Source organism: Pseudomonas sp. PDM09 (genome assembly GCF_014852305.1).
Classification (GTDB): domain Bacteria; phylum Pseudomonadota; class Gammaproteobacteria; order Pseudomonadales; family Pseudomonadaceae; genus Aquipseudomonas.
In genome coordinates this window covers 95,506-116,597 of record NZ_JACVBI010000014.1, presented here as the reverse complement: position 1 = coordinate 116,597, position 21,092 = coordinate 95,506, and the positions used below count along the sequence as shown (strand labels likewise).

19 protein-coding genes are annotated in these 21,092 nt (G+C 59.6%); 13 read left to right on the top strand and 6 right to left on the bottom strand.

The annotated features are described in order from the left end of the window. Positions 1-41: 41 nt before the first annotated feature. From IB250_RS27525 to rpmE, 3 genes are all read right to left on the bottom strand, one after another. Complete coding sequence (locus tag IB250_RS27525; RefSeq protein ID WP_007899225.1) at positions 42-1,310, bottom strand: malic enzyme-like NAD(P)-binding protein; 1,269 nt, start codon at positions 1,308-1,310, stop codon at positions 42-44. Positions 1,311-1,493: 183 nt separating this feature from the next. Beyond that, a complete protein-coding gene (locus IB250_RS27520; protein ID WP_192346743.1) occupies positions 1,494-2,294 on the bottom strand; it encodes a thermonuclease family protein in 801 nt (266 codons plus the stop codon). A gap of 14 nt (positions 2,295-2,308) precedes the next feature. After that, positions 2,309-2,539, bottom strand: a complete 231-nt coding sequence (gene rpmE, locus IB250_RS27515) for a 50S ribosomal protein L31 (protein WP_007899231.1) — start codon at positions 2,537-2,539, stop codon at positions 2,309-2,311. A gap of 287 nt (positions 2,540-2,826) precedes the next feature. Between rpmE and IB250_RS27510 the strand changes: the two genes are divergently transcribed. From IB250_RS27510 to IB250_RS27465, 10 genes are all read left to right on the top strand, one after another. After that, positions 2,827-5,046 (top strand): primosomal protein N', encoded by a 2,220-nt coding sequence (locus tag IB250_RS27510; RefSeq protein WP_192346741.1) that lies wholly within the window; start codon positions 2,827-2,829, stop codon positions 5,044-5,046. Between the two features lie 238 nt (positions 5,047-5,284). Next, positions 5,285-7,021 carry an arginine--tRNA ligase gene (gene argS, locus IB250_RS27505; RefSeq protein WP_192346739.1) on the top strand — a complete coding sequence of 579 codons (1,737 nt, stop codon included), beginning with the start codon at positions 5,285-5,287 and terminating at the stop codon, positions 7,019-7,021. 1 nt (position 7,022) lies between these two features. Then, positions 7,023-7,730, top strand: a complete 708-nt coding sequence (locus IB250_RS27500) for an SPOR domain-containing protein (protein WP_008009226.1) — start codon at positions 7,023-7,025, stop codon at positions 7,728-7,730. A 239-nt stretch (positions 7,731-7,969) separates the two neighbouring features. Beyond that, positions 7,970-8,500 (top strand): ATP-dependent protease subunit HslV, encoded by a 531-nt coding sequence (gene hslV / locus IB250_RS27495; protein ID WP_007899242.1) that lies wholly within the window; start codon positions 7,970-7,972, stop codon positions 8,498-8,500. A 55-nt stretch (positions 8,501-8,555) separates the two neighbouring features. Continuing rightward, positions 8,556-9,896 (top strand): ATP-dependent protease ATPase subunit HslU, encoded by a 1,341-nt coding sequence (gene hslU, locus IB250_RS27490; RefSeq protein WP_123499960.1) that lies wholly within the window; start codon positions 8,556-8,558, stop codon positions 9,894-9,896. A 180-nt stretch (positions 9,897-10,076) separates the two neighbouring features. Then, positions 10,077-10,454, top strand: a complete 378-nt coding sequence (locus IB250_RS27485; protein ID WP_008009230.1) for a gamma-butyrobetaine hydroxylase-like domain-containing protein — start codon at positions 10,077-10,079, stop codon at positions 10,452-10,454. Positions 10,455-10,696: 242 nt separating this feature from the next. After that, positions 10,697-12,376 (top strand): class II poly(R)-hydroxyalkanoic acid synthase, encoded by a 1,680-nt coding sequence (gene phaC / locus IB250_RS27480; RefSeq protein WP_007899254.1) that lies wholly within the window; start codon positions 10,697-10,699, stop codon positions 12,374-12,376. A 134-nt stretch (positions 12,377-12,510) separates the two neighbouring features. Beyond that, complete coding sequence (phaZ, locus tag IB250_RS27475; RefSeq protein WP_008067658.1) at positions 12,511-13,365, top strand: poly(3-hydroxyalkanoate) depolymerase; 855 nt, start codon at positions 12,511-12,513, stop codon at positions 13,363-13,365. A gap of 129 nt (positions 13,366-13,494) precedes the next feature. After that, positions 13,495-15,177, top strand: a complete 1,683-nt coding sequence (phaC, locus tag IB250_RS27470; protein WP_192346737.1) for a class II poly(R)-hydroxyalkanoic acid synthase — start codon at positions 13,495-13,497, stop codon at positions 15,175-15,177. Positions 15,178-15,236: 59 nt separating this feature from the next. Further along, positions 15,237-15,854, top strand: a complete 618-nt coding sequence (locus tag IB250_RS27465; protein ID WP_192346735.1) for a TetR/AcrR family transcriptional regulator — start codon at positions 15,237-15,239, stop codon at positions 15,852-15,854. Positions 15,855-16,110: 256 nt separating this feature from the next. Here IB250_RS27465 and IB250_RS27460 read toward each other — a convergent pair whose 3' ends face one another. The 3 genes from IB250_RS27460 to IB250_RS27450 all read right to left on the bottom strand — a co-directional run bounded on the left by IB250_RS27460 (position 16,111) and on the right by IB250_RS27450 (position 17,868). Then, the gene (locus tag IB250_RS27460) at positions 16,111-16,914 is read right to left on the bottom strand and encodes a phasin family protein (protein ID WP_192346733.1); all 804 of its coding nucleotides are present in this window, start codon (positions 16,912-16,914) and stop codon (positions 16,111-16,113) included. A gap of 10 nt (positions 16,915-16,924) precedes the next feature. Next, positions 16,925-17,347 carry a phasin family protein gene (locus IB250_RS27455; protein WP_007899266.1) on the bottom strand — a complete coding sequence of 141 codons (423 nt, stop codon included), beginning with the start codon at positions 17,345-17,347 and terminating at the stop codon, positions 16,925-16,927. 245 nt (positions 17,348-17,592) lie between these two features. Beyond that, a complete protein-coding gene (locus IB250_RS27450) occupies positions 17,593-17,868 on the bottom strand; it encodes a polyhydroxyalkanoic acid system family protein (RefSeq protein ID WP_007899268.1) in 276 nt (91 codons plus the stop codon). 155 nt (positions 17,869-18,023) lie between these two features. Between IB250_RS27450 and ubiE the strand changes: the two genes are divergently transcribed. The 3 genes from ubiE to ubiB are packed head-to-tail and all read left to right on the top strand — an operon-like array spanning position 18,024 to position 21,018. Beyond that, entirely contained in the window at positions 18,024-18,794 is a 771-nt protein-coding gene (gene ubiE / locus IB250_RS27445) for a bifunctional demethylmenaquinone methyltransferase/2-methoxy-6-polyprenyl-1,4-benzoquinol methylase UbiE (RefSeq protein WP_123499969.1), read from the top strand. Beyond that, the gene (locus IB250_RS27440; RefSeq protein ID WP_192346731.1) at positions 18,794-19,417 is read left to right on the top strand and encodes an SCP2 domain-containing protein; all 624 of its coding nucleotides are present in this window, start codon (positions 18,794-18,796) and stop codon (positions 19,415-19,417) included. Before ubiE ends, IB250_RS27440 begins: the two co-directional genes overlap by 1 nt. Next, complete coding sequence (gene ubiB, locus IB250_RS27435) at positions 19,414-21,018, top strand: ubiquinone biosynthesis regulatory protein kinase UbiB (RefSeq protein ID WP_123358798.1); 1,605 nt, start codon at positions 19,414-19,416, stop codon at positions 21,016-21,018. The genes IB250_RS27440 and ubiB overlap by 4 nt, the downstream gene beginning before the upstream one ends. The last annotated feature ends 74 nt before the right edge of the window (positions 21,019-21,092 follow it).

Here is a 21,092-nt window from a genome sequence, read left to right as displayed (position 1 = left end):
TCAGAATGAGCTGGGGCTTTTGGTTGATGCGCTACAACGGCTTAGCCGTTGAACACGTCATCCACGCTTTTCAGCGGGTAGTTCTTCGGATACGGCAGGGTCGCCACACCGGTCTCGATCGCAGCCTTGGCCACGGCATCGGAGATCAGGGTGATCAGACGGGCATCCATTGGTTTCGGAATGATGTACTCACGACCGAATTCCAGTTTGATGCCGCCGTAGGCGTCGCACACTTCCTGAGGTACTGGCAGCTTGGCCAGTTCACGCAGGGCGTTGGCGGCAGCCACTTTCATTTCTTCGTTGATGCGCTTGGCGCGAACGTCCAGGGCACCACGGAAGATGAACGGGAAGCCCAGTACGTTGTTGACCTGGTTCGGGTAGTCCGAACGGCCGGTGGCCATGATCACGTCGTTACGGGTGGCGTGAGCCAGTTCCGGGGAGATTTCCGGATCCGGGTTCGAGCACGCGAACACGATCGGGTTGGCCGCCATGGATTTCAGGCCTTCAGCACTCAGCAGATTCGGGCCGGACAGGCCAACGAACACGTCAGCGCCTTCCAGCGCGTCAGCCAGGGTGCGCTTTTCGGTCGCGTGAGCGAACACAGCCTTGTACTGGTTCAGGTCGTCACGGCCGGAGTGGATCACGCCGGTACGGTCAACCATGTAGATGTTTTCGATGTTGGCGCCCATGCTCACCAGCAATTTCATGCAGGAGATGGCGGCAGCACCGGCGCCCAGGCAGACGATCTTGGCGTCAGCCAAGGTTTTGCCAGCGATTTCCAGGGCGTTGATCATGCCGGCCGCAGTAACGATTGCGGTGCCGTGCTGGTCATCGTGGAATACCGGAATGTCGCACTGCTCGATCAGAGCGCGTTCGATCTCAAAGCACTCAGGTGCCTTGATGTCTTCCAGGTTGATGCCACCGAAGGTAATGGAGATACGCTTGACAGTGTCGATGAAGGCTTGCGGGCTTTCGGAGTCGACTTCGATGTCGAACACGTCGATGCCGGCGAAGCGCTTGAACAGCACGCCTTTACCTTCCATAACAGGCTTGGAAGCCAATGGGCCAAGGTTACCCAAGCCGAGAATCGCGGTGCCATCGGAAATGACTGCAACCAGGTTGCCCTTGCCGGTGTATTTGTAGGCCAGTTCAGGATCGCGGGCGATTTCGCGTACTGGTTCGGCTACGCCGGGGCTGTAGGCCAGCGACAGATCGCGGGCGGTAGCGGTGGCCTTGGTGAGCTCGACACTCAGCTTCCCTGGACGGGGATGGGCGTGATATTCGAGAGCGGCAGTTTTCAGATCAGACATAGGGGCATTCCGCTTTTTACTGTTGGACAGACGGACCGCCGAGGATACTCGCCTCGCAAAGTCCTCACAAGACTGACCAGTCACCCCTGTCAAGCGCCCGGCCCTACGACTTTGGGCCAAGAGCCACGGAACACAAGGGATAGACTGTTCACAATCGAAAGAAAAAATGTCTACAATTTTTTCTTACGGCGCCGCCTGCAACATCGCTGGATCGGTCAGCGGCAGAAGCCAGCGCGCCTGCCCCGGTTGCAACCCACCGCGGCGCGAACGATCCACCACCCAGCCACGAGCCTCGATTTGCTTGCCTTTGAGCTTTTCAAGCGATGCGACATCGAATTGGCCCAGTAGATTGGGTGCAACCCGCAATACAACCGAATCCTGCAACTCGATCCAAACCCCGCCGCGATTGCGCTGAACCTTGCTCACACGACCACTGAGCATGGCGAAACCGGACGCGCTGATCTGCTCCGCTTTCAATACAGGTGATTGTCGCCACAGCCCGAGACCGGCCCGACGAGCACTGCGTTCGGCCGCTTGCTGGCAGGCGACCAAATCGACGTTCGGTGCCACCGCCACCTGAAAACCGAGGCCCTCGGCGAGCATCTGCGCTTCAAGATTGGCACCATCGACGCCATAGACATGGGCCAGGGTGCGGCCGTAATGGTCCCTGCTTTCTTTACCCGGCAACAAACCGACTCGCCCATCGCTGGCAGCCACCAGCGCTTCAAGGCGTTTGCGCGCGGCCACGGCGAACGGTTCGTCGGAGCGACCCTGCTTGCCCAGCTCCGGCGTATTCAAACCGATCATGCGCACACTGCGGCCATCGCTCAGACGCAAGGTGTCGCCATCCACCACCCGTTGCACCGCGACCGGCGTCAGCCCGCTCGACGCAGGGCAGAAGGCCTGAGCACTGGAAAGCCAAATCGCGGACACAAAAAAGGCGCCCGCGAGGGACGCCTTTTTCATCAGCAAGGAAAAGCCCATCGGGCCTTTCAACCTTACTCTGCAGCAGCAGGAGCTTTCTTGCCGAAAGCGCCGAAACGGTCTGCGAAGCGCTGTACACGACCGCCAGTATCCAGAGTCTTCTGCTTACCGGTGTAGAACGGGTGGCACTCGTTGCATACGTCGATCGCCAGAGGCTTGGCCAGGTTCGAACGAGTTTCGAACTTGTTGCCACAGCTGCAGGTAACTGCGGTGATTTCGTATGTTGGATGGATATCGGCTTTCATGATGTGTTCCTCAGGCTAGCGTGCCGCCACTCAACACCATTGTTGAATACCGCACGTAATTAGGCCGCGGATTCTACCAGACCTTTGCAATCACGCAAGCTGTCCCTTACACCGACCGTCTGCTAGGCTCCCGGCCCAAAGCGCCGTCCCTGTGGGAGCGAGCCTGCTCGCGAAAGCGGTGTGTCAGATGACATGAATGCTGACTGACATTCCCTTTTCGCGAGCAGGCTCGCTCCCACAGGGTCATGGCCCTGCTGTTTATTTTCCGTTGATCGAGATCCCCCCGCGTGCCCAACGCCATTCTGCGCCTCGCCCTGCCTTCTCCCCTGCGTCGCCTGTTCGACTACCGCGCGCCGGCCGGAGTCCTGCGCGCCCAGCTACACCCGGGCATGCGCTTGCGGGTGCCGTTCGGTCGGCGGGAGATGATCGGGATTCTGGTGGAGGTCACCGACACCAGCGAAGTGCCGGCAGACAAACTCAAGCCGGCCCTGGCGCTGCTCGACGCCACGCCGCCCCTGCCGCCAGCGCTGTTCAAGCTGTGCCTGTGGACTTCTCAGTATTACCAGCACAGCCTCGGCGACACCTTGAGCTGGGCACTGCCGGTACTGTTGCGACAAGGCGAACTGGCCGAAGCACGCCAGGAACGCTTCTGGTCCGCCGCGCCCGGCGCCAGCCTTGATGACCCGCGCATCGCTCGTGCCCCGCGTCAGCGCGAAGCTCTGGCGACCCTGGCTCAGCATCCCCACGGCGTCGCCCATCAGCTGCTGAGCAAACTGATGCTGAGCAAGGACAGCCTCGATCTGTTGCTGGCCAAGGATCTGGTGCAAGTCGAAATCCGCAAGCACGCCCCCGGCGCCCGCCACGAACACTGGCTGGCGCAACCGGAATTGCCGCTCAACCCCGAGCAGCGCGCCGCTTATGAAGCGATTCGCGCCGGGTTCGACAGTTATCACGCGTTCCTGCTGGCCGGCGTTACCGGCAGCGGCAAGACCGAAGTCTATTTGCAGCTGATCCGCGAAACCCTCGAGGCCGGCAAGCAAGCTCTGGTGCTGATCCCGGAGATCAACCTCGGCCCGCAAACCCTGGCGCGCTTCGAGCAGCGCTTCAATGCGCGCATCGCGCTGATCCACTCCGCAGTCAATGACCGCGAACGCCTGGAAGCCTGGTTGGCGGCGCGGGATGGCGAGGCCGACATTATTATCGGTACCCGTTCAGCACTGTTCACGCCGATGAAAAACCCTGGCCTGATCATCATCGATGAAGAGCACGACGGCTCCTATAAACAGCAGGAAGGCCTGCGCTACCACGCCCGCGACCTGGCACTGGTCCGCGCCCGGCAGGAAAACATCCCGATTGTCCTCGGATCCGCCACACCTTCGCTGGAAAGCCTGCAAAACGCCTACACCGGACGTTACGGCCTCCTACGCCTGAATGAGCGGGCCGGTGGCGCCAAGCAACCGCGTTTCCTGCGCCTGGACGTGAAAAGTCGTCCGCTGGACAGCGGCATTTCCGGACCGATGCAGCAAGCTATCGGTCAGACCCTGGCCGCCGGCCAGCAGGTGCTGGTGTTCCTCAACCGCCGAGGGTTCGCCCCGACGCTGCTCTGCCACGACTGCGGCTGGATGTCTGAATGCCAGCGCTGCGACGCGCGAATGACCGTGCACCAGCGCTCCGGCGAACTGCGTTGCCACCATTGTGGCTACGTCGAACGAGTGCCCCGGCATTGCCCGAAGTGCGGCAAGGTCGATTTGCGGCCTGTGGGCGCCGGTACCGAGCGCGCCGAAGAACGCCTGGGGATTCTGTTTCCGGACGTCCCGGTGCTGCGGGTCGACCGCGACAGCACTTCACGCAAAGACGCGATGAATCAACTGTTCGCCACCATTCAAAAAGGCCAGCCGTGCATTCTGGTCGGCACACAGATGCTTGCCAAAGGGCACCACTTTCCACGGGTGACCCTGGTGTCGATTCTGGATGCCGACGGCGGGCTGTTCTCCGGCGATTTCCGCGCCAGCGAACGCATGGCGCAGCTGATCGTCCAGGTCGCCGGGCGCGCGGGGCGGGCCGAAGAGCCGGGAAAAGTGATTATCCAGACGCACCTGGCGGACCATCCGCTGCTGGTGCAACTGACCGAACAGGGCTATTTCGCCTTTGCCGAACAGGCGTTGAGCGAACGCCGCTGCGCAGGGCTTCCGCCGTTTGCGCATCTCGCGCTGCTGCGGGCCGAAGCGCATAAACCGGGGCAGGCCGAAGGCTTCCTCGATGAAGCGTGCAGCGAGGCCGAGCGTTTGCTGGCCGAGCAGAATCTGACCGGGATTGAGTTGCTGGGGCCGGTGCCGGCGCCAATGGAGCGCCGAGCCGGAAGATATCGTGCACAGTTGTTGCTGCAAGCCACGGCCCGGGCGCCGCTGCATCGATTGCTGAGCAGTTGGTTGTTGGTTTTGGAGCAGATGCCGAGTGGGCGGGCGGTGCGTTGGTCGCTGGATGTTGATCCGGTCGATTTGTATTGATTTAGAGATTGCCATCGCGAGCAGGCTCGCTCCCACAAAGTCTATGGTGTTCATTGGTTTGGTGATCAACGCCTATTCCTTGTAGGAGCGAGGCTTGCCCGCGAAGGCGGCCGATTTGTCACCACATATCCATAACCTGCCCGCTATAGTTGGCAAGCCCGTCTTCGCAACGGATAATGCCCAGTTTTTCCACCAGCGCATCGAAGCGCCGCCGCGCTAGCGGTCGAAAGAGAAGACCATGAAAGACACCATTCGCCAGCTGATCCAACAAGCCATCACCCAACTCGTCAACGAAGGTGTGTTGCCTGAAGGCCTGTCGCCGGCGATCCAGGTGGAAAACTCTCGCGACAAGAAAAACGGCGACTTCGCCAGCAACATCGCCATGATGCTGGCCAAGCCTGCGGGCATGAAGCCCCGTGACCTGGCCGAGAAAATCATCGCCGCGCTGCCGGCTGACGAGAACGTCTCCAAAGCCGAAATCGCCGGCCCTGGCTTCCTGAACTTCTTCCAGAACACTCAAGCCCTGGCGAGCCGCCTGGACGCGGCGCTGGCCGACGACCACATCGGCGTACGCAAGGCCGGCCCGGTGCAGCGCACCGTGGTAGACCTGTCGGCCCCGAACCTGGCCAAAGAAATGCACGTCGGCCACTTGCGTTCGACCATCATCGGCGACGGCGTGGCCCGGGTTCTGGAGTTCCTCGGCGACGAAGTGATCCGCCAGAACCACGTTGGCGACTGGGGTACCCAGTTCGGCATGCTGATGGCTTATCTGCAGGAAAACCCGATCACCAGCGATGAGCTGTCGGACCTGGAAAACTTCTACCGCGCCGCCAAGCAACGCTTCGACGAATCCGAAGAATTCGCCGATCGCGCCCGCGGCCTGGTGGTCAAGCTGCAAGCCGGCGACCCGGATTGCCTGGCGCTGTGGACCAAGTTCAAGGACATCTCGCTGTCGCACTGCCAGAAAATCTACGAATTGCTGAACGTCAAACTGACCATGGCCGACGTAATGGGCGAAAGCGCCTACAACGACGACCTGATCAACGTGGTCAACGACCTCAAGGCCGCTGGCCTGCTGGTCGAGAGCAACGGCGCTCAATGCGTATTCCTCGACGAATTCAAGAACGCCGACGGCGACCCGCTGCCGGTGATCATCGTCAAGGCTGACGGCGGCTACCTCTACGCCACCACCGACCTGGCCGCCGTGCGCTACCGTAGCGGCAAGCTCAAGGCCGATCGCGCGCTGTACTTCGTCGACCAGCGCCAGGCCCTGCACTTCCAGCAAGTGTTCCAAGTCGCGCGCCTGGCCGGCTTCGTGACGCACCCGATGGAAATGGAACACATGGGCTTCGGCACCATGAACGGCGCCGACGGCCGTCCGTTCAAGACCCGCGATGGCGGCACCGTGAAGCTGATCGACCTGCTGACCGAAGCCCAGGAACGCGCCTACACCCTGGTGAAGGAGAAGAACCCGGAGCTTGCCGAAGACGAGTTGCGCAACATCGCCAAGGTCGTGGGCATTGGCGCCGTGAAATACGCCGACCTGTCCAAGCACCGCACCAGCGATTACAGCTTCAACTTCGACCTGATGCTGAACTTCGAAGGCAACACCGCGCCATACCTGCTGTACGCCTACACCCGAGTGGCCGGGGTGTTCCGCAAACTCGGCAAGGATTTCAGCGAAGTCGAAGGCAAAATCAGTCTCGAAGCAACCCACGAACATGAGCTGGCCGCGAAACTGGCGCAGTTCGGCGAAATACTGAACAACGTGTCCGACAAAGGCACGCCGCACATCCTCTGCACCTACCTGTACGATGTCGCCGGCCTGTTCTCCAGCTTCTACGAGAACTGCCCGATCCTCGGCGCCGACACCCCGGCGCAAATGCAGAGCCGCCTGCGCCTCGCCGCGCTGACCGGCCGCACTCTCAAGCAAGGCCTGGAACTCTTGGGTCTGGAAACTCTGGAGCGTATGTAAGTTGGCTGCCAAGAAAAAACCTGCACCCAAGCGTGGCGCCAGCCGTTACCAAGCTCCTGCAAAGCAACCGATCCCGGGCTGGCTGTGGATGGCCATCGGCCTGACGGTCGGTGCGTTCATTGTGTTCCTGATGAAGCTGGAACCGGGCAAGGGCAGCGATACCGTCAAGCGCGAGAAGATCGAGCAGCAGAAAGCCACCAAGATCGCCGAGGCCAACAAGACTCCGCCGAGCCCGACGCAACCGGTGAAGCCGAAGTACGACTTCTACACTTTGCTGCCGGAATCGGAAGTCATCGTGCCGCCGGACGCGGTGCCGGAGAAAACCCTGCCGACGCCACAAGTGCCGGCCATTCCGACCACGCCGGTGACGCCGGAGCAAGCGGCGAAGATCGACACGGCCCGGGCTCAAGCGGCATTGGCCGGCATCACCCCGCCGCCAGCGCCGCCCGTGGCGAAAGCTGCGCCGGTGACCAAGTTCTTCTTGCAGGCCGGTTCGTTCCGCAAGGAAGCCGATGCCGACAAGGTGCGTGCGCAGATCATTCTGCTGGGTCAGGCCGTGGCGGTTGAATCCGGCACGGTGAAGGACGAGACCTGGTATCGGGTGCTGGTTGGCCCGTTCAGCAACCGCGAACAGCTGACTACCGCTCAGAAGCAACTGGCGGGCAGCGGGTTCAGCAACCTGTTGTTACAACAACGCCAAAGCCGTTAACCCTTCATGATCGTTCCCACGCTCCGCGTGGGAATGCAGCCCGGGACGCTCCGCGTCCCTTTCTAGAGCTGGAACGCGGAGCGTCCCTTGAGGCATTCCCACGCAGAGCGTGGGAACGATCAAAGCCCCCTCGCCACAAACCGCTCGTCCCCTCTCCCGCTCTACAGTTGAAAAACGATCCACCACCCCCATATGAGTTGGCATAAGGCATTTTCGCCCCGCTGCGTGGAGACTCTCCCTTGACCACCATCGTTTCAGTTCGCCGCCACGGCAAAGTCGTCATGGGCGGCGACGGCCAGGTTTCGCTCGGCAATACCGTGATGAAAGGCAACGCGAAGAAAGTTCGCCGCCTCTACCACGGCCAGGTTATTGCCGGTTTTGCCGGGGCTACCGCTGACGCCTTCACCCTCTTCGAGCGTTTCGAAGGCCAGCTCGAGAAACATCAGGGCCACTTGGTTCGCGCTGCCGTCGAACTCGCCAAAGAATGGCGCACCGACCGCTCCCTGAGCCGCCTCGAAGCGATGCTCGCGGTCGCCAACAAAGATGCCTCCCTGATCATCACCGGCAACGGTGACGTGGTTGAGCCCGAAGAAGGCCTGATCGCCATGGGTTCCGGCGGCGGTTACGCCCAGGCTGCCGCGAGTGCCCTGTTGAAGAAAACCGATTTGTCGGCGCGGGAAATCGTCGAAACAGCGCTCGGCATCGCCGGCGACATCTGCGTATTCACCAACCACACCTTCACCATCGAGGAGCAGGATCTCGCTGAGTAAGCCTGTGCAGGCCATTGCGCCACGGCTCACTTCTGCTTGAGGACCGCCAATTATTATGCCCATGACCCCCCGTGAAATCGTCCACGAACTCAATCGCCATATCATCGGCCAGGACGATGCCAAACGCGCCGTCGCCATCGCCTTGCGCAACCGCTGGCGCCGGATGCAGCTGCCTGAAGAGCTGCGCGTCGAAGTCACTCCCAAGAATATCCTGATGATCGGCCCGACCGGTGTCGGTAAAACCGAGATTGCCCGTCGCCTGGCCAAGCTCGCCAACGCGCCGTTCATCAAAGTCGAAGCGACCAAGTTCACCGAAGTGGGCTACGTCGGCCGCGATGTCGAATCGATCATTCGTGATCTGGCCGACGCTGCGATCAAGCTGTTGCGTGAACAGGAAATGACCAAGGTTCGCCACCGCGCCGAAGACGCCGCCGAAGAACGCATCCTCGACGCCCTGCTGCCACCGGCACGCATGGGCTTCAGCAACGAGGACTCCGCACCGTCCCAGGATTCCAACACCCGTCAGCTGTTCCGCAAACGCCTGCGTGAAGGTCAGCTGGATGACAAGGAGATCGAAATCGAAGTGGCCGAAGTGTCCGGCGTCGATATCTCCGCGCCACCGGGCATGGAAGAAATGACCAACCAGTTGCAGAGCCTGTTCGCCAACATGGGCAAGGGCAAGCGCAAAAACCGCAAGCTCAAGGTCAAGGAAGCGCTGAAACTGGTACGCGACGAAGAAGCCGGTCGCCTCGTCAACGAAGAAGAGTTGAAGGCCAAGGCCCTGGAAGCCGTCGAGCAGCACGGCATCGTGTTCATCGACGAAATCGACAAGGTCGCCAAGCGCGGTAATTCCGGGGGAGTCGACGTGTCCCGTGAGGGTGTACAGCGCGACTTGCTGCCGCTGATTGAAGGCTGCACCGTCAACACCAAACTGGGCATGGTCAAGACTGACCACATCCTGTTCATCGCTTCCGGTGCGTTCCACCTGAGCAAGCCGAGCGATCTGGTGCCGGAGCTGCAAGGTCGCCTGCCGATTCGGGTCGAACTCAAAGCCCTGAGCCCGGAAGATTTCGAGCGCATCCTCAGCGAACCACATGCATCGCTCACAGAGCAATATTGTGCACTGCTGAAAACCGAAGGCCTGCTCATCGAATTCCTCCCGGACGGCATCAAGCGTCTCGCCGAGATCGCCTGGCAGGTCAACGAGAAAACCGAAAACATCGGTGCCCGTCGCCTGCACACCCTGCTCGAGCGCCTGCTCGAAGAGGTGTCGTTCAGCGCCGGCGATCTGGCCAGCACCCACGAGGACAAGCCGATCCTGATCGATGCCGATTACGTCAACAGCCACTTGGGCGAATTGGCGCAGAACGAAGACCTGTCCCGTTATATCCTGTAAGCCATACTTACAGCGGTAGCGGACCCTGTGGGAGCGGGCTTGCTCGCGAAGAGGCCGTAACATTCAACATCTGTGTTGACTGTTACACCGCTTTCGCGAGCAAGCCCGCTCCCACATTTGAACTGTGGTGTTTTGCAGATCAGGTTCCACCAGGTCTCCCACACAGACGGACTGCCAGCCATGACCCAACTCCCCACCGACATCAAACTCCACAAAGCCTCGAAAACCCTGTCGCTCAAATACGCGTCCGGCGAGGAATATCACCTGCCCGCCGAGTTTCTTCGCGTGCACTCTCCTTCCGCCGAAGTCCAGGGCCACGGCAAACCTATCCTGCAATTTGGCAAGATCGGCGTCGGCCTGAGCAAGGTCGAACCGGCCGGTCAGTACGCACTGAAATTGACCTTCGACGACGGCCACGACAGCGGCCTGTTCACTTGGGAGTATCTGTACCAGCTGGCAGTGCGCCAAGAAGATCTTTGGAACGATTATCTTGCGGAACTCAAAGCGGCTGGAAAGACCCGTGATCCGAATGAGTCGGTCGTCAAGCTGATGCTCTAATACAGGCCTCTGGCTGTTTAGAGGGCATTTTCTAATTCCATCTGTTTGAATGCTCCGCTGCGGTGTCAACGATTGGCCCGCTTGCGAAAAAAATTAAACTCGGGTAACCAATGGAGCTGGCAAGTTCCGTGCATTTGTAGCTATTCGCAATTAACGGTCACCCGAGCAGTAGTACCTGGCGTTTGCTGTGTGACTACACAGCTGAGCTCAGGTACTCGTCTCAGGACAATGGAGCGTCGTAGATGAGTAACAAGCTTAACGATGACTTGAAATTTCAGGCTTCGGAAAATACCTTGGGGCTGAATCCTGTTGTTGGACTACGTAGAAAGGATCTCTTGGGCTCTGCCCGAATGGTGCTGACCCAGGCCATCAGGCAACCCATCCACAGTGCCAGGCATGTCGCTCATTTCGGCATCGAACTGAAGAACGTGCTGTTCGGAAAATCCGAGCTTCAACCGCAAAGTGATGACCGTCGCTTCCTTGATCCGGCCTGGAGTCAGAACCCGCTCTATAAACGTTATTTGCAAACTTATCTGGCGTGGCGCAAGGAGCTTCACGCGTGGATCGATGACAGCAATCTTTCGCCCAAGGACGTCGCTCGCGGGCATTTCGTGATTAACCTCATGACCGAAGCCATGGCCCCGACCAACACGGCGGCCAACCCGGCGGCGGTCAAACGCTTCTTCGAAACCGGTGGCAAGAGCCTGCTCGACGGTCTCTCCCACCTGGCCAAGGATCTGGTGCACAACGGCGGTATGCCGAGCCAGGTCAACATGGGCGCGTTCGAAGTCGGCAAGAGCCTGGGCGTGACCGAAGGCGCAGTGGTGTTTCGCAACGATGTGCTGGAGTTGATCCAGTACCGACCGATCACCGAGCAGGTGCATGAACGCCCGCTGCTGGTGGTGCCGCCACAGATCAACAAGTTTTATGTTTTCGACCTGAGCCCGGACAAGAGTCTGGCGCGCTTCTGCCTGCGCAACAATGTGCAAACGTTCATCGTCAGCTGGCGTAACCCGACCAAGGAGCAGCGCGAGTGGGGTCTGTCGACCTACATCGAAGCGCTCAAGGAAGCGGTCGACGTGGTCACCGCAATCACCGGCAGCAAAGACGTGAACATGCTTGGCGCCTGCTCCGGCGGCATCACCTGCACCGCCCTGCTGGGTCACTACGCAGCGATCGGCGAGAAGAAGGTCAACGCCCTCACCCTGTTGGTCAGCGTGCTGGACACCACCCTGGATAGCGATGTGGCCCTGTTCGTCGACGAGCAGACCCTCGAAGCCGCCAAGCGCCATTCCTACCAGGCCGGCGTGCTGGAAGGTCGCGACATGGCGAAAGTTTTCGCCTGGATGCGCCCCAACGACCTGATCTGGAACTACTGGGTCAACAACTATCTGCTGGGTAATGAGCCGCCGGTTTTCGACATCCTGTTCTGGAACAACGACACCACCCGGTTGCCGGCAGCGTTCCATGGCGACCTGATCGAGATGTTCAAAAACAACCCACTGATCCGCCCCGATGCCCTGGAAGTGTGCGGCACAGCGATCGACCTCAAGCAGGTGACCGCCGACATCTTTTCCCTGGCCGGTACCAACGATCACATCACTCCGTGGAAGTCCTGCTACAAATCCGCGCAGCTGTTCGGTGGCAAGGTCGAGTTCGTGCTGTCCAGCAGCGGGCATATCCAGAGCATTCTGAATCCGCCGGGCAATCCGAAAGCGCGCTATATGACCAGCACCGACATGCCGGTCAAGGCCGAAGAATGGATGGAAAACTCCACCAAGCACACCGACTCCTGGTGGTTGCATTGGCAGGCGTGGCAGGCCGAGCGTTCGGGAAAACTGAAGAAATCCCCCGCCAACCTTGGCAACAAGGCCTATCCAGCGGGTGAAGCTTCGCCGGGTACCTACGTGCATGAACGTTGAGCCTCAAATAACACGCAGTCCGCGGTACTGGGAGGTGCCGCGATCTCTATCGATTACTCTCGAGGCCAGCCTCGAACATTCTGCGACGGCCCGGGACGGCTCGATCAGCGTTTAAAACCTACAGGGCTTCGTGCATGCCGCAACCGTTCGTCTTTCGTACCGTCAACCTGGATGGCCAGACCCTCCGCACTGCGGTACGCCCCGGCAAGCCCCACTTGACGCCCTTGCTGATTTTCAATGGCATCGGCGCCAACCTGGAGCTGATATTCCCGTTCGTCCAGGCTCTGGATCCGGACCTGGAAGTCATTGCCTTCGACGTGCCCGGTGTCGGCGGCTCATCGACTCCCAATCGACCCTATCGCTTCTCGGGCCTGGCAAAACTCACGGCGCGAATGCTCGACTATCTCGATTACGGGCAAGTCAACGTGATTGGCGTTTCGTGGGGCGGCGCTCTGGCGCAGCAGTTCGCCCATGACTATCCCGAGCGCTGCAAGAAGCTGGTGCTGGCGGCCACGGCGGCGGGCACCGTGATGGTTCCGGGCAAGCCTAAAGTGCTGATGATGATGGCCAGCCCGCGACGCTATATCCAGCCCTCCCATGTGATCCGCATTGCACCGATGATCTACGGCGGCTCGTTCCGTCGCGATCCGACCCTGGCAGCCAGTCACGCCGCCAGGGTTCGTTCGGCAGGCAAGCTCGGTTACTACTGGCAACTGTTCGCCGGCCTCGGCTGGACCAGCATTCACTGGCTGCACAAAATCCATCAACCGACCCTGGTATTGGCCGGCGACGACGACCCACTGATCCCGCTGATCAACATGCGCATGCTGGCTTGGCGAATTCCCAATGCCCAATTGCACATCATCGACGACGGCCATCTGTTCTTGATTACCCGGGCCGAAGCGGTGGCACCGATCATCATGAAGTTTCTCGAGGAAGAACGTCAGCGCGCAGTAATGCATCCGCATCCGGCGCCATCGGGCGGTTAACCGACCCCGACTTTTGTTTATGAAAAGGAGTCGGCAGGAGGCCGTGCCGCGCAACAACCCGCAACAACGTCTATGGTGTTTTGTTCGGGTGTGTTTGTTTTTGGCCTGATGACGAAGGAGTGTTAACTCATGCGCGACAAACCAGCGAAGGGCTCTTTGCCCACTCCCGCTGCATTCATCAATGCTCAGAGTGCGGTTACCGGTCTGCGCGGCCGGGACCTGCTTTCGACCTTGCGCAGCCTGGCCACCCACGGCCTGCGCAACCCGGTGTATACGGCCCGGCATGCCTTGAAGCTGGGCGGCCAGTTGGGCCGCGTATTGTTGGGTGAAACCCTGCATCCGACCAACCCGCAAGACAGTCGCTTTGCCGACCCGACGTGGAGCCTCAATCCCTTTTATCGCCGCAGTCTGCAGGCCTATCTGAGCTGGCAGAAAGAAGTCAAAAGCTGGATCGACGAAAGCAACATGAGCCCGGACGATCGTGCCCGCGCCCACTTTGCCTTTGCCTTGATCAATGACGCCGTGGCGCCGTCCAACACCCTGCTCAATCCGCTGGCGATCAAGGAATTTTTCAACTCCGGCGGCAATAGTCTGGTGCGGGGTATCGGCCATCTGGTCGACGACGTCCTGCACAACAACGGCCTGCCAAGACAAGTCACCAAACAAGCATTCGAGGTGGGCAAAACGGTTGCCACCACTACCGGCTCGGTGGTGTTTCGCAATGAGCTGCTGGAGCTGATCCAGTACAAGCCGATGAGCGAAAAGCAGTATTCCAAGCCCTTGCTGATCGTGCCGCCACAGATCAACAAGTACTACATTTTCGATTTGAGCCCCAACAACAGCTTCGTTCAGTTCGCCCTTAAAAACGGTTTGCAGACCTTCATTATCAGCTGGCGCAATCCCGATGTGCGTCATCGCGAATGGGGATTGTCGTCTTACGTCGAAGCCACTGAAGAAGCGATGAATGTGTGTCGGGCAATCACCGGCGCGCGCGAGGTCAACTTGATGGGGGCCTGTGCCGGTGGGCTGACCATTGCCGCATTGCAAGGGCATTTGCAGGCCAAGCGACAGCTACGACGAGTATCCAGCGCGACCTACCTGGTCAGCATGCTCGACAGCCAGATAGACAGCCCGGCCACCCTCTTCGCCGACGAACAAACGCTGGAAGCGGCCAAGCGTCGCTCGTATCAGAAGGGCGTTCTGGAAGGTAGTGACATGGCCAGGGTGTTTGCCTGGATGCGTCCCAACGACTTGATCTGGAATTACTTCGTCAATAACTACCTGATGGGCAAGGAGCCGCCGGCGTTCGACATCCTCTACTGGAACAATGACAACACGCGTCTGCCGGCAGCATTTCATGGTGATCTGCTGGACTTCTTCAAGCACAACCCGCTGAGTCATCCTGGCGGGCTGGAAGTGTGCGGCACACCGATCGACCTGCAGAAAGTCACCGTCGACAGCTTCAGCGTGGCAGGCATGAATGATCACATCACCCCGTGGGATGCGGTGTATCGCTCGACATTACTGCTGGGGGGCGAGCGGCGCTTCGTGCTGTCCAACAGCGGTCATGTACAGAGCATTCTCAACCCGCCGAACAATCCGAAAGCCAACTACGTCGAGAATCCGAAACTGAGCAGCGACCCGCGGGCCTGGTATTACGACGCCAAGCGCGTCGACGGTAGTTGGTGGACGCAATGGCTGGACTGGATTCAGGAACGCTCCGGCGCACAACACGAAACCCGGATGACCCTCGGCAACCAGAACTATCCACCGATGGAGGCGGCACCCGGTACTTACGTGCGCGTGCGCTGATGTTTAACGAACCACGGCCACCAATGGCCGTGGCATGACTCGACCATTAAGAAGACTGGATGAAAACCCGCGACCGGATTCTCGAATGTGCCCTGCAGTTGTTCAATCAGAAGGGCGAACCGAATGTGTCCACGATGGAAGTGGCCAACGAAATGGGCATCAGCCCGGGCAACCTCTACTACCATTTCCACGGCAAGGAACCGCTGATCCTCGGGCTGTTCGAGCGCTTCCAGGCCGAGTTGACGCCCTTGCTCGACCCACCGTCCGATGTGGAATTGGCGCCTGATGATTATTGGCTGTTCCTGCACCTGATCATCGAACGCCTGGCCCACTACCGGTTTCTGTTCCAGGACCTGTCGAACCTTGCCGGCCGCCTGCCGAAACTGGCCAAGGGGATACGCAACCTGCTCAATGCGTTGAAGCGCACACTGGCTTCATTGCTGGCGCAATTGAAAGCTCAAGGTCAGTTGGTCAGTGACACCCAGGCGCTGGGGCAACTGGTGGAACAAATCACCATGACGCTGCTGTTCTCACTGGACTATCAGCGAATTCTCGACCGTGAAGGTGAAGTGCGACTGGTGGTGTATCAGATCATGATGCTGGTGGCGCCGCACTTGCTGCCGCCTGTCAAGGTTGCGACCGAGCGGTTGGCGTTGCAGTACCTCGAAGAGCATTAAGATCAAAAGATCGCAGCCTTCGGCAGCTCCTACAGGGAATTGCATACACCGGTAGGAGCTGCCGAAGGCTGCGATCTTTTTTCGACAGACGAGCCAAATCCTGAATCTTCAAAACAAAAACGCCCGACCTTCGCAGGCCGGGCGTGATCGTTCCCATGCTCCGCGTGGGAATGCAGCCAGTGACGCTCTGCGTCACTGGCGCAATGGACGCGGAGCGTCCGATGAGGCATTCCCACGCGGAGCGTGGGAACGATCATCAGGACTGACTGGTTGGCGTCGATGGAGCCGGCGCAGCAGTCGGGGTTACAGCAGGTGTCGGAGCAGTGGCGGAGTTCGCCGTGCTGACCGGGGTTACCGGTGGCTTGGCGGCAGCCACTACTGGTTTCGGTGCAGCCGCTTTCGGGGCGGCCGGTTTTTTCACTACTGGCTTCTTGGCTGCTGGCTTTTTCGCAGCGGCGGGTTTGGCTGCTGCGGTTTTAGCTGCAGGTTTGGCCGCCGGTTTAGCGGCTGGTTTTGCGGCCGCTTTGGCTGCAGGTTTCGCCGCGGCAGTTTTGGTTGCCGGTTTGGCGGCAGCCTTGGCCAATGGTTTGGCTACGCTTTTGGCCGCTGGTTTGGCCGCCGCGGTTTTCGCCGCAACAGGCGCAACCTTGGCACCGGTGAGTTTTTCGATTTGCTTGGTCAGGGTATCGACCTTGCTGTGCAGTGCCTTGACCTCATTGCGGCTCGGTACACCCAGGCGCGAAATGGCGCTGTTCAGACGCTTGTCGAAAGCCCCTTCCAGCTCATCCCATTTGCCCAGTGCACGATCTTTCACACCGCTGATGCGCGACTTGGCCGACGAAGCGGAGTCCTTGGCGGCATCGACTTTCTTGCCGACAGCGCTCTTGGTGAGCTTCTCGGCTTTCTCGCCGTCCTTAACCAATGTATCGAAGAGCTTGCTGCCGTCAGTGTCGATCTTCGAGTACACGCCTAAACCAGCCAGCCAGATCTTGCGGGAGTAGTCTTCGACCTTCCCGATCCACGAGCTGCCTTCTTTTTCAGTATTCTTTTTACCAGCCATCCCGTTCTCCTTAAGATTTACGCGCGACACGTTCGAGCAATGCCGTCAGCTCATCGAGCTTAGCAGAGAGTGTCTCAACGTCATGTTTAGACGGAATGCCGATACGATTCAAGGCACTTGCGATACGTGTATCGAAAGCCCTTTCGACTTTGTCGAGTTGAAGTTCGACTTTGCCTTTGAAAGTGCTCACTTCACTCTTGGCTTCATCGATCTCGGCATTGGCCGCTTCAAGTTTTTCAGTGACTACTTTTTTGCCTTTCTTTTCAACAGCTTGACCAGCCTTGATCAGCTCTTGAACGTACTCGCTACCCTCTTGGCCGACCTTGGTGTAAGCACCCAGGCCAGCGAGCCAGATCTTGCGGGCATACGATTTGACGTCGCCCAGAGCGTTAGTTTCAACGTCGACTTTTTTCTTCAAAATAACTTTGGCCATGGTGCACCTCACGCGCAGAAGGGTCGAGGAACTGCCCGCAGAGAGTCGGGCTCAGGCACAAAGTAGTGAGAATAATTAGAAACGGCACCCTAACAAGTGACATAAACAAGTAGGTACGCCGCCGAACCTGTGGGAGCGGGCTTGCTCGCGAATGCGGTGTGTCATTCAGCATTGATGTCGACTGACACACCGCATTCGCGAGCAAGCCCGCTCCCACATTAATCGTATTTCACACAACGACCGGATTATGCCAACGCTTTATCGAGGGCCCTTTCGATTTCCGATTTGATCGTGCCGCTCATGGCAGACATCAACAGGCCCAGTTCGACATCGACCTTGATCGAGTCCTCGCCCACATACACCGCCCCTTTTACGCCCGAGCGTCTGAGGTTCAGAGTGTCGCCAGACCACTGCGGCTCCAGGCCATATTGTTCGGACAGTTTCTGCGCCAACTTGTCGGCCTTCTCGCGGGCCGCTTCCTTACCCAGGCCGTGGGCACGCTCAACACTAATACGGGCCATCGAATGACTCCTGCTTTATCGTGACTTGCTCAAGACATCTTGACCCTGCATGCGTCAAAACGTCCCGGTAGTTGCCTATCTTACCTTCAGCCTTGCCAAGACAAAGCAGGCCACCAGGATTAGAATGTCCCGCATTCTCTTTTGGTGACAGCGATATGACTGATCAGCGCAAAGGCAGCGATGCCGAACCCACCACTCACTTCGGCTTCAAAAACGTTCCGGAAAGCCAGAAAGCGGAAAAAGTCGCTGAGGTTTTCCACTCGGTAGCCGCCAAGTACGACCTGATGAACGACCTCCTGTCGGGCGGCATGCACCGCCTGTGGAAGCGCTTCGCAATCGAACTGTCGGGCGTGCGCACCGGTAACCGCGTGCTGGACATCGCCGGCGGCACCGGCGACCTGACCAAAAAGTTTTCGCACCTCGTTGGCCCGACGGGCCAGGTCGTTCTGGCCGACATCAACGAATCCATGCTCAAGGTCGGTCGTGACCGCCTGCTGGATCTGGGTGTGTCCGGCAACGTCGAATTCGTCCAGGCCGACGCTGAAAAGCTGCCGTTCCCGGACAACCATTTCGATTGCGTGACCATCGCTTTCGGCCTGCGCAACGTTACCCATAAAGAAGACGCCCTGCGCTCGATGCTGCGCGTACTGAAACCGGGCGGCCGTTTGCTGGTGCTGGAATTCTCCAAACCGACCAACGCACTGATGTCCAAAGCCTATGACGCCTACTCGTTCGCCTTCATGCCGCTGATGGGCAAGCTGATCACCAACGACTCGGAAAGCTATCGCTACCTGGCCGAATCGATCCGCATGCACCCGAATCAGGAAACCCTGAAGTCGATGATGGTCGAGGCCGGTTTCGACCGCGTGACCTATCACAACATGACCGCAGGCATCGTCGCCCTGCACCGCGGCATCAAGCCCTGATGTTGCTGGCCGGCCTGCTCGCCAGCGTTGAGCTCGGCCTGAACCGGGTGCTGCGTCTCGACAGCACGGCCCTGCCGCGGCTGGCGCATTTGAGTGGCAAGGTGATTGCCGTCGACTGCCGCAGCCCGGCGTTGCAACTGTTCATCCTGCCCAGCGATGAAGGCCTGATGCTCGCCTCTCAGTGGGAAACCGGTGCCGACTGTACCTTGCGCGCACCGGCCTCAAGCCTGCTGAAACTGGCGACGAGCAAGGACAAGACTTCGGTTCTGCATGCGCCAGAAGTCGAACTCGACGGCGACAGCGGCGTGCTGCTGGAACTGGCGGCGATCCTTCAGGACCTCGAACTGGACTGGGAGTACGAACTCTCGCGCTGGCTGGGACCTGTGGCCACGCAACTGGTCGGCGGTCACCTGCGCAGTCGCGCACGCTGGTATCAACAAGGGTTCGCCAGCCTGAATCAGAACCTGGGTGAATACCTGGCCGAAGAATCGCGCGCCCTCGTCGGTCAGCGCGAAGCTGACGCCCGTTTTAATGAACTGGACCAGATCAAGCTCGATCTGGAACGACTCGAGGCGCGTTTCGAGCGCCTTTCCCGATCCCTCGACCCAAGCGATAACGCATGAAGCTGCTTGCCGTCCGCCGTTTGTTGCGCATCCAGCGCGTTGTGATTCGCTACCGCCTCGATGACTTGCTGTTCGCCCTGCCACTGCCCTGGTTTTTGCTGGCGCTGCGCTATGCCTTGCCGTGGCGCTGGTTTCCGCGCAAGACGCTGGACCTGAGCCGCGGCGCGCGACTGCGCCTGGCGTTGCAGGACCTGGGGCCGATTTTCATCAAGTTCGGCCAAATCCTGTCCACACGCCGCGACCTGCTGCCCGAAGACATCGCCGATGAACTGATGAAGCTGCAGGACCGCGTGCCACCGTTCGACTCGCAAGTGTCGATCCGGCTGATCGAAGAGCAGCTCGGCAAAAAAATCAGTGAAGTCTTCAGCCGTTTCGACGTTGAACCGCTGGCCTCGGCCTCAGTGGCGCAAGTACACGCCGCGCAGTTGAAAACCGGTGAAGAAGTCGTCGTCAAAGTGATCCGTCCGGGGCTGAAACCGATCATTGCCCAAGACCTGGCATGGCTGTTCATCCTCGCCCGCGCCGCGGAAAAGCTCTCGGCCGACGCCCGCTTGCTGCACCCGGTGGACGTGGTCAGCGACTACGAAAAAACCATCTACGACGAACTCGACCTGCTGCGCGAGGCGGCTAACGCCAGCCAGCTGAAGCGCAATTTCGAAGGCTCGCCACTGCTCTATGTGCCGCAAGTCTATTGGGACTGGTGCCGGCCGAAAGTGCTGGTGATGGAGCGCATCTACGGGATTCAGGTCACCGACCTCGCGACCCTGGCCGACCAGCGCACCGACATGAAAATGCTCGCCGAGCGGGGCGTGGAGATCTTCTTCACCCAGGTGTTCCGCGACAGCTTCTTTCACGCCGATATGCACCCCGGCAACATCTTCGTCAGCACCGTGCAACCGTGGAGCCCGCAGTACATTGCGATCGACTGCGGCATCGTCGGCAGCCTGACCCCGGAAGACCAGGACTATCTGGCGCGCAACCTGTTCGCGTTCTTCAAGCGTGATTACCGGCGTGTCGCGCAGTTGCACATCGATTCGGGCTGGGTGCCGGCGGAAACCAAGCTCAATGAATTCGAAGCAGCGATCCGTACCGTGTGCGAGCCGATCTTCGAAAAACCGTTAAAAGATATTTCCTTCGGCCAGGTGCTGATGCGCCTGTTCCAGACCGCTCGACGTTTCAACATGGAAGTCCAGCCGCAGTTGGTCTTGCTGCAAAAAACCCTGTTGAACATCGAAGGCCTGGGCCGCCAGCTGTACCCGGACCTCGATCTGTGGAACACCGCCCAGCCGTTCCTCGAACGCTGGATGCGCGAGCGTGTCAGCCCCAAAGCCTTGTTAGGCAACGTGCAGAGCCAGTTCGAGCAGATCCCGCACCTGGCCAACATGGCCCGCGACCTGCTCGAGCGCATGTCTCAGCCCCACGCCAACGACCCGCCCCCCCCTTGGCACAAGCGCAAGGACGACTGGTTCCTGCGGTTGCTCGGCACCGCTCATTTGGCGGGTGGCACGATACTCGCCGCCGGTGGCCCGTTGAACGAACTGGGGCACTGGCCCGCCGGAATCATGGTGGCGGTCGGCTTGTATCTGGTCGTTCGCCGATAGCCAGTTGGATGATCGGCTGGCACACTGTTTGAACGCTGAATTTGAACATTGGCCTCAACTATTGAAGTAGAGCC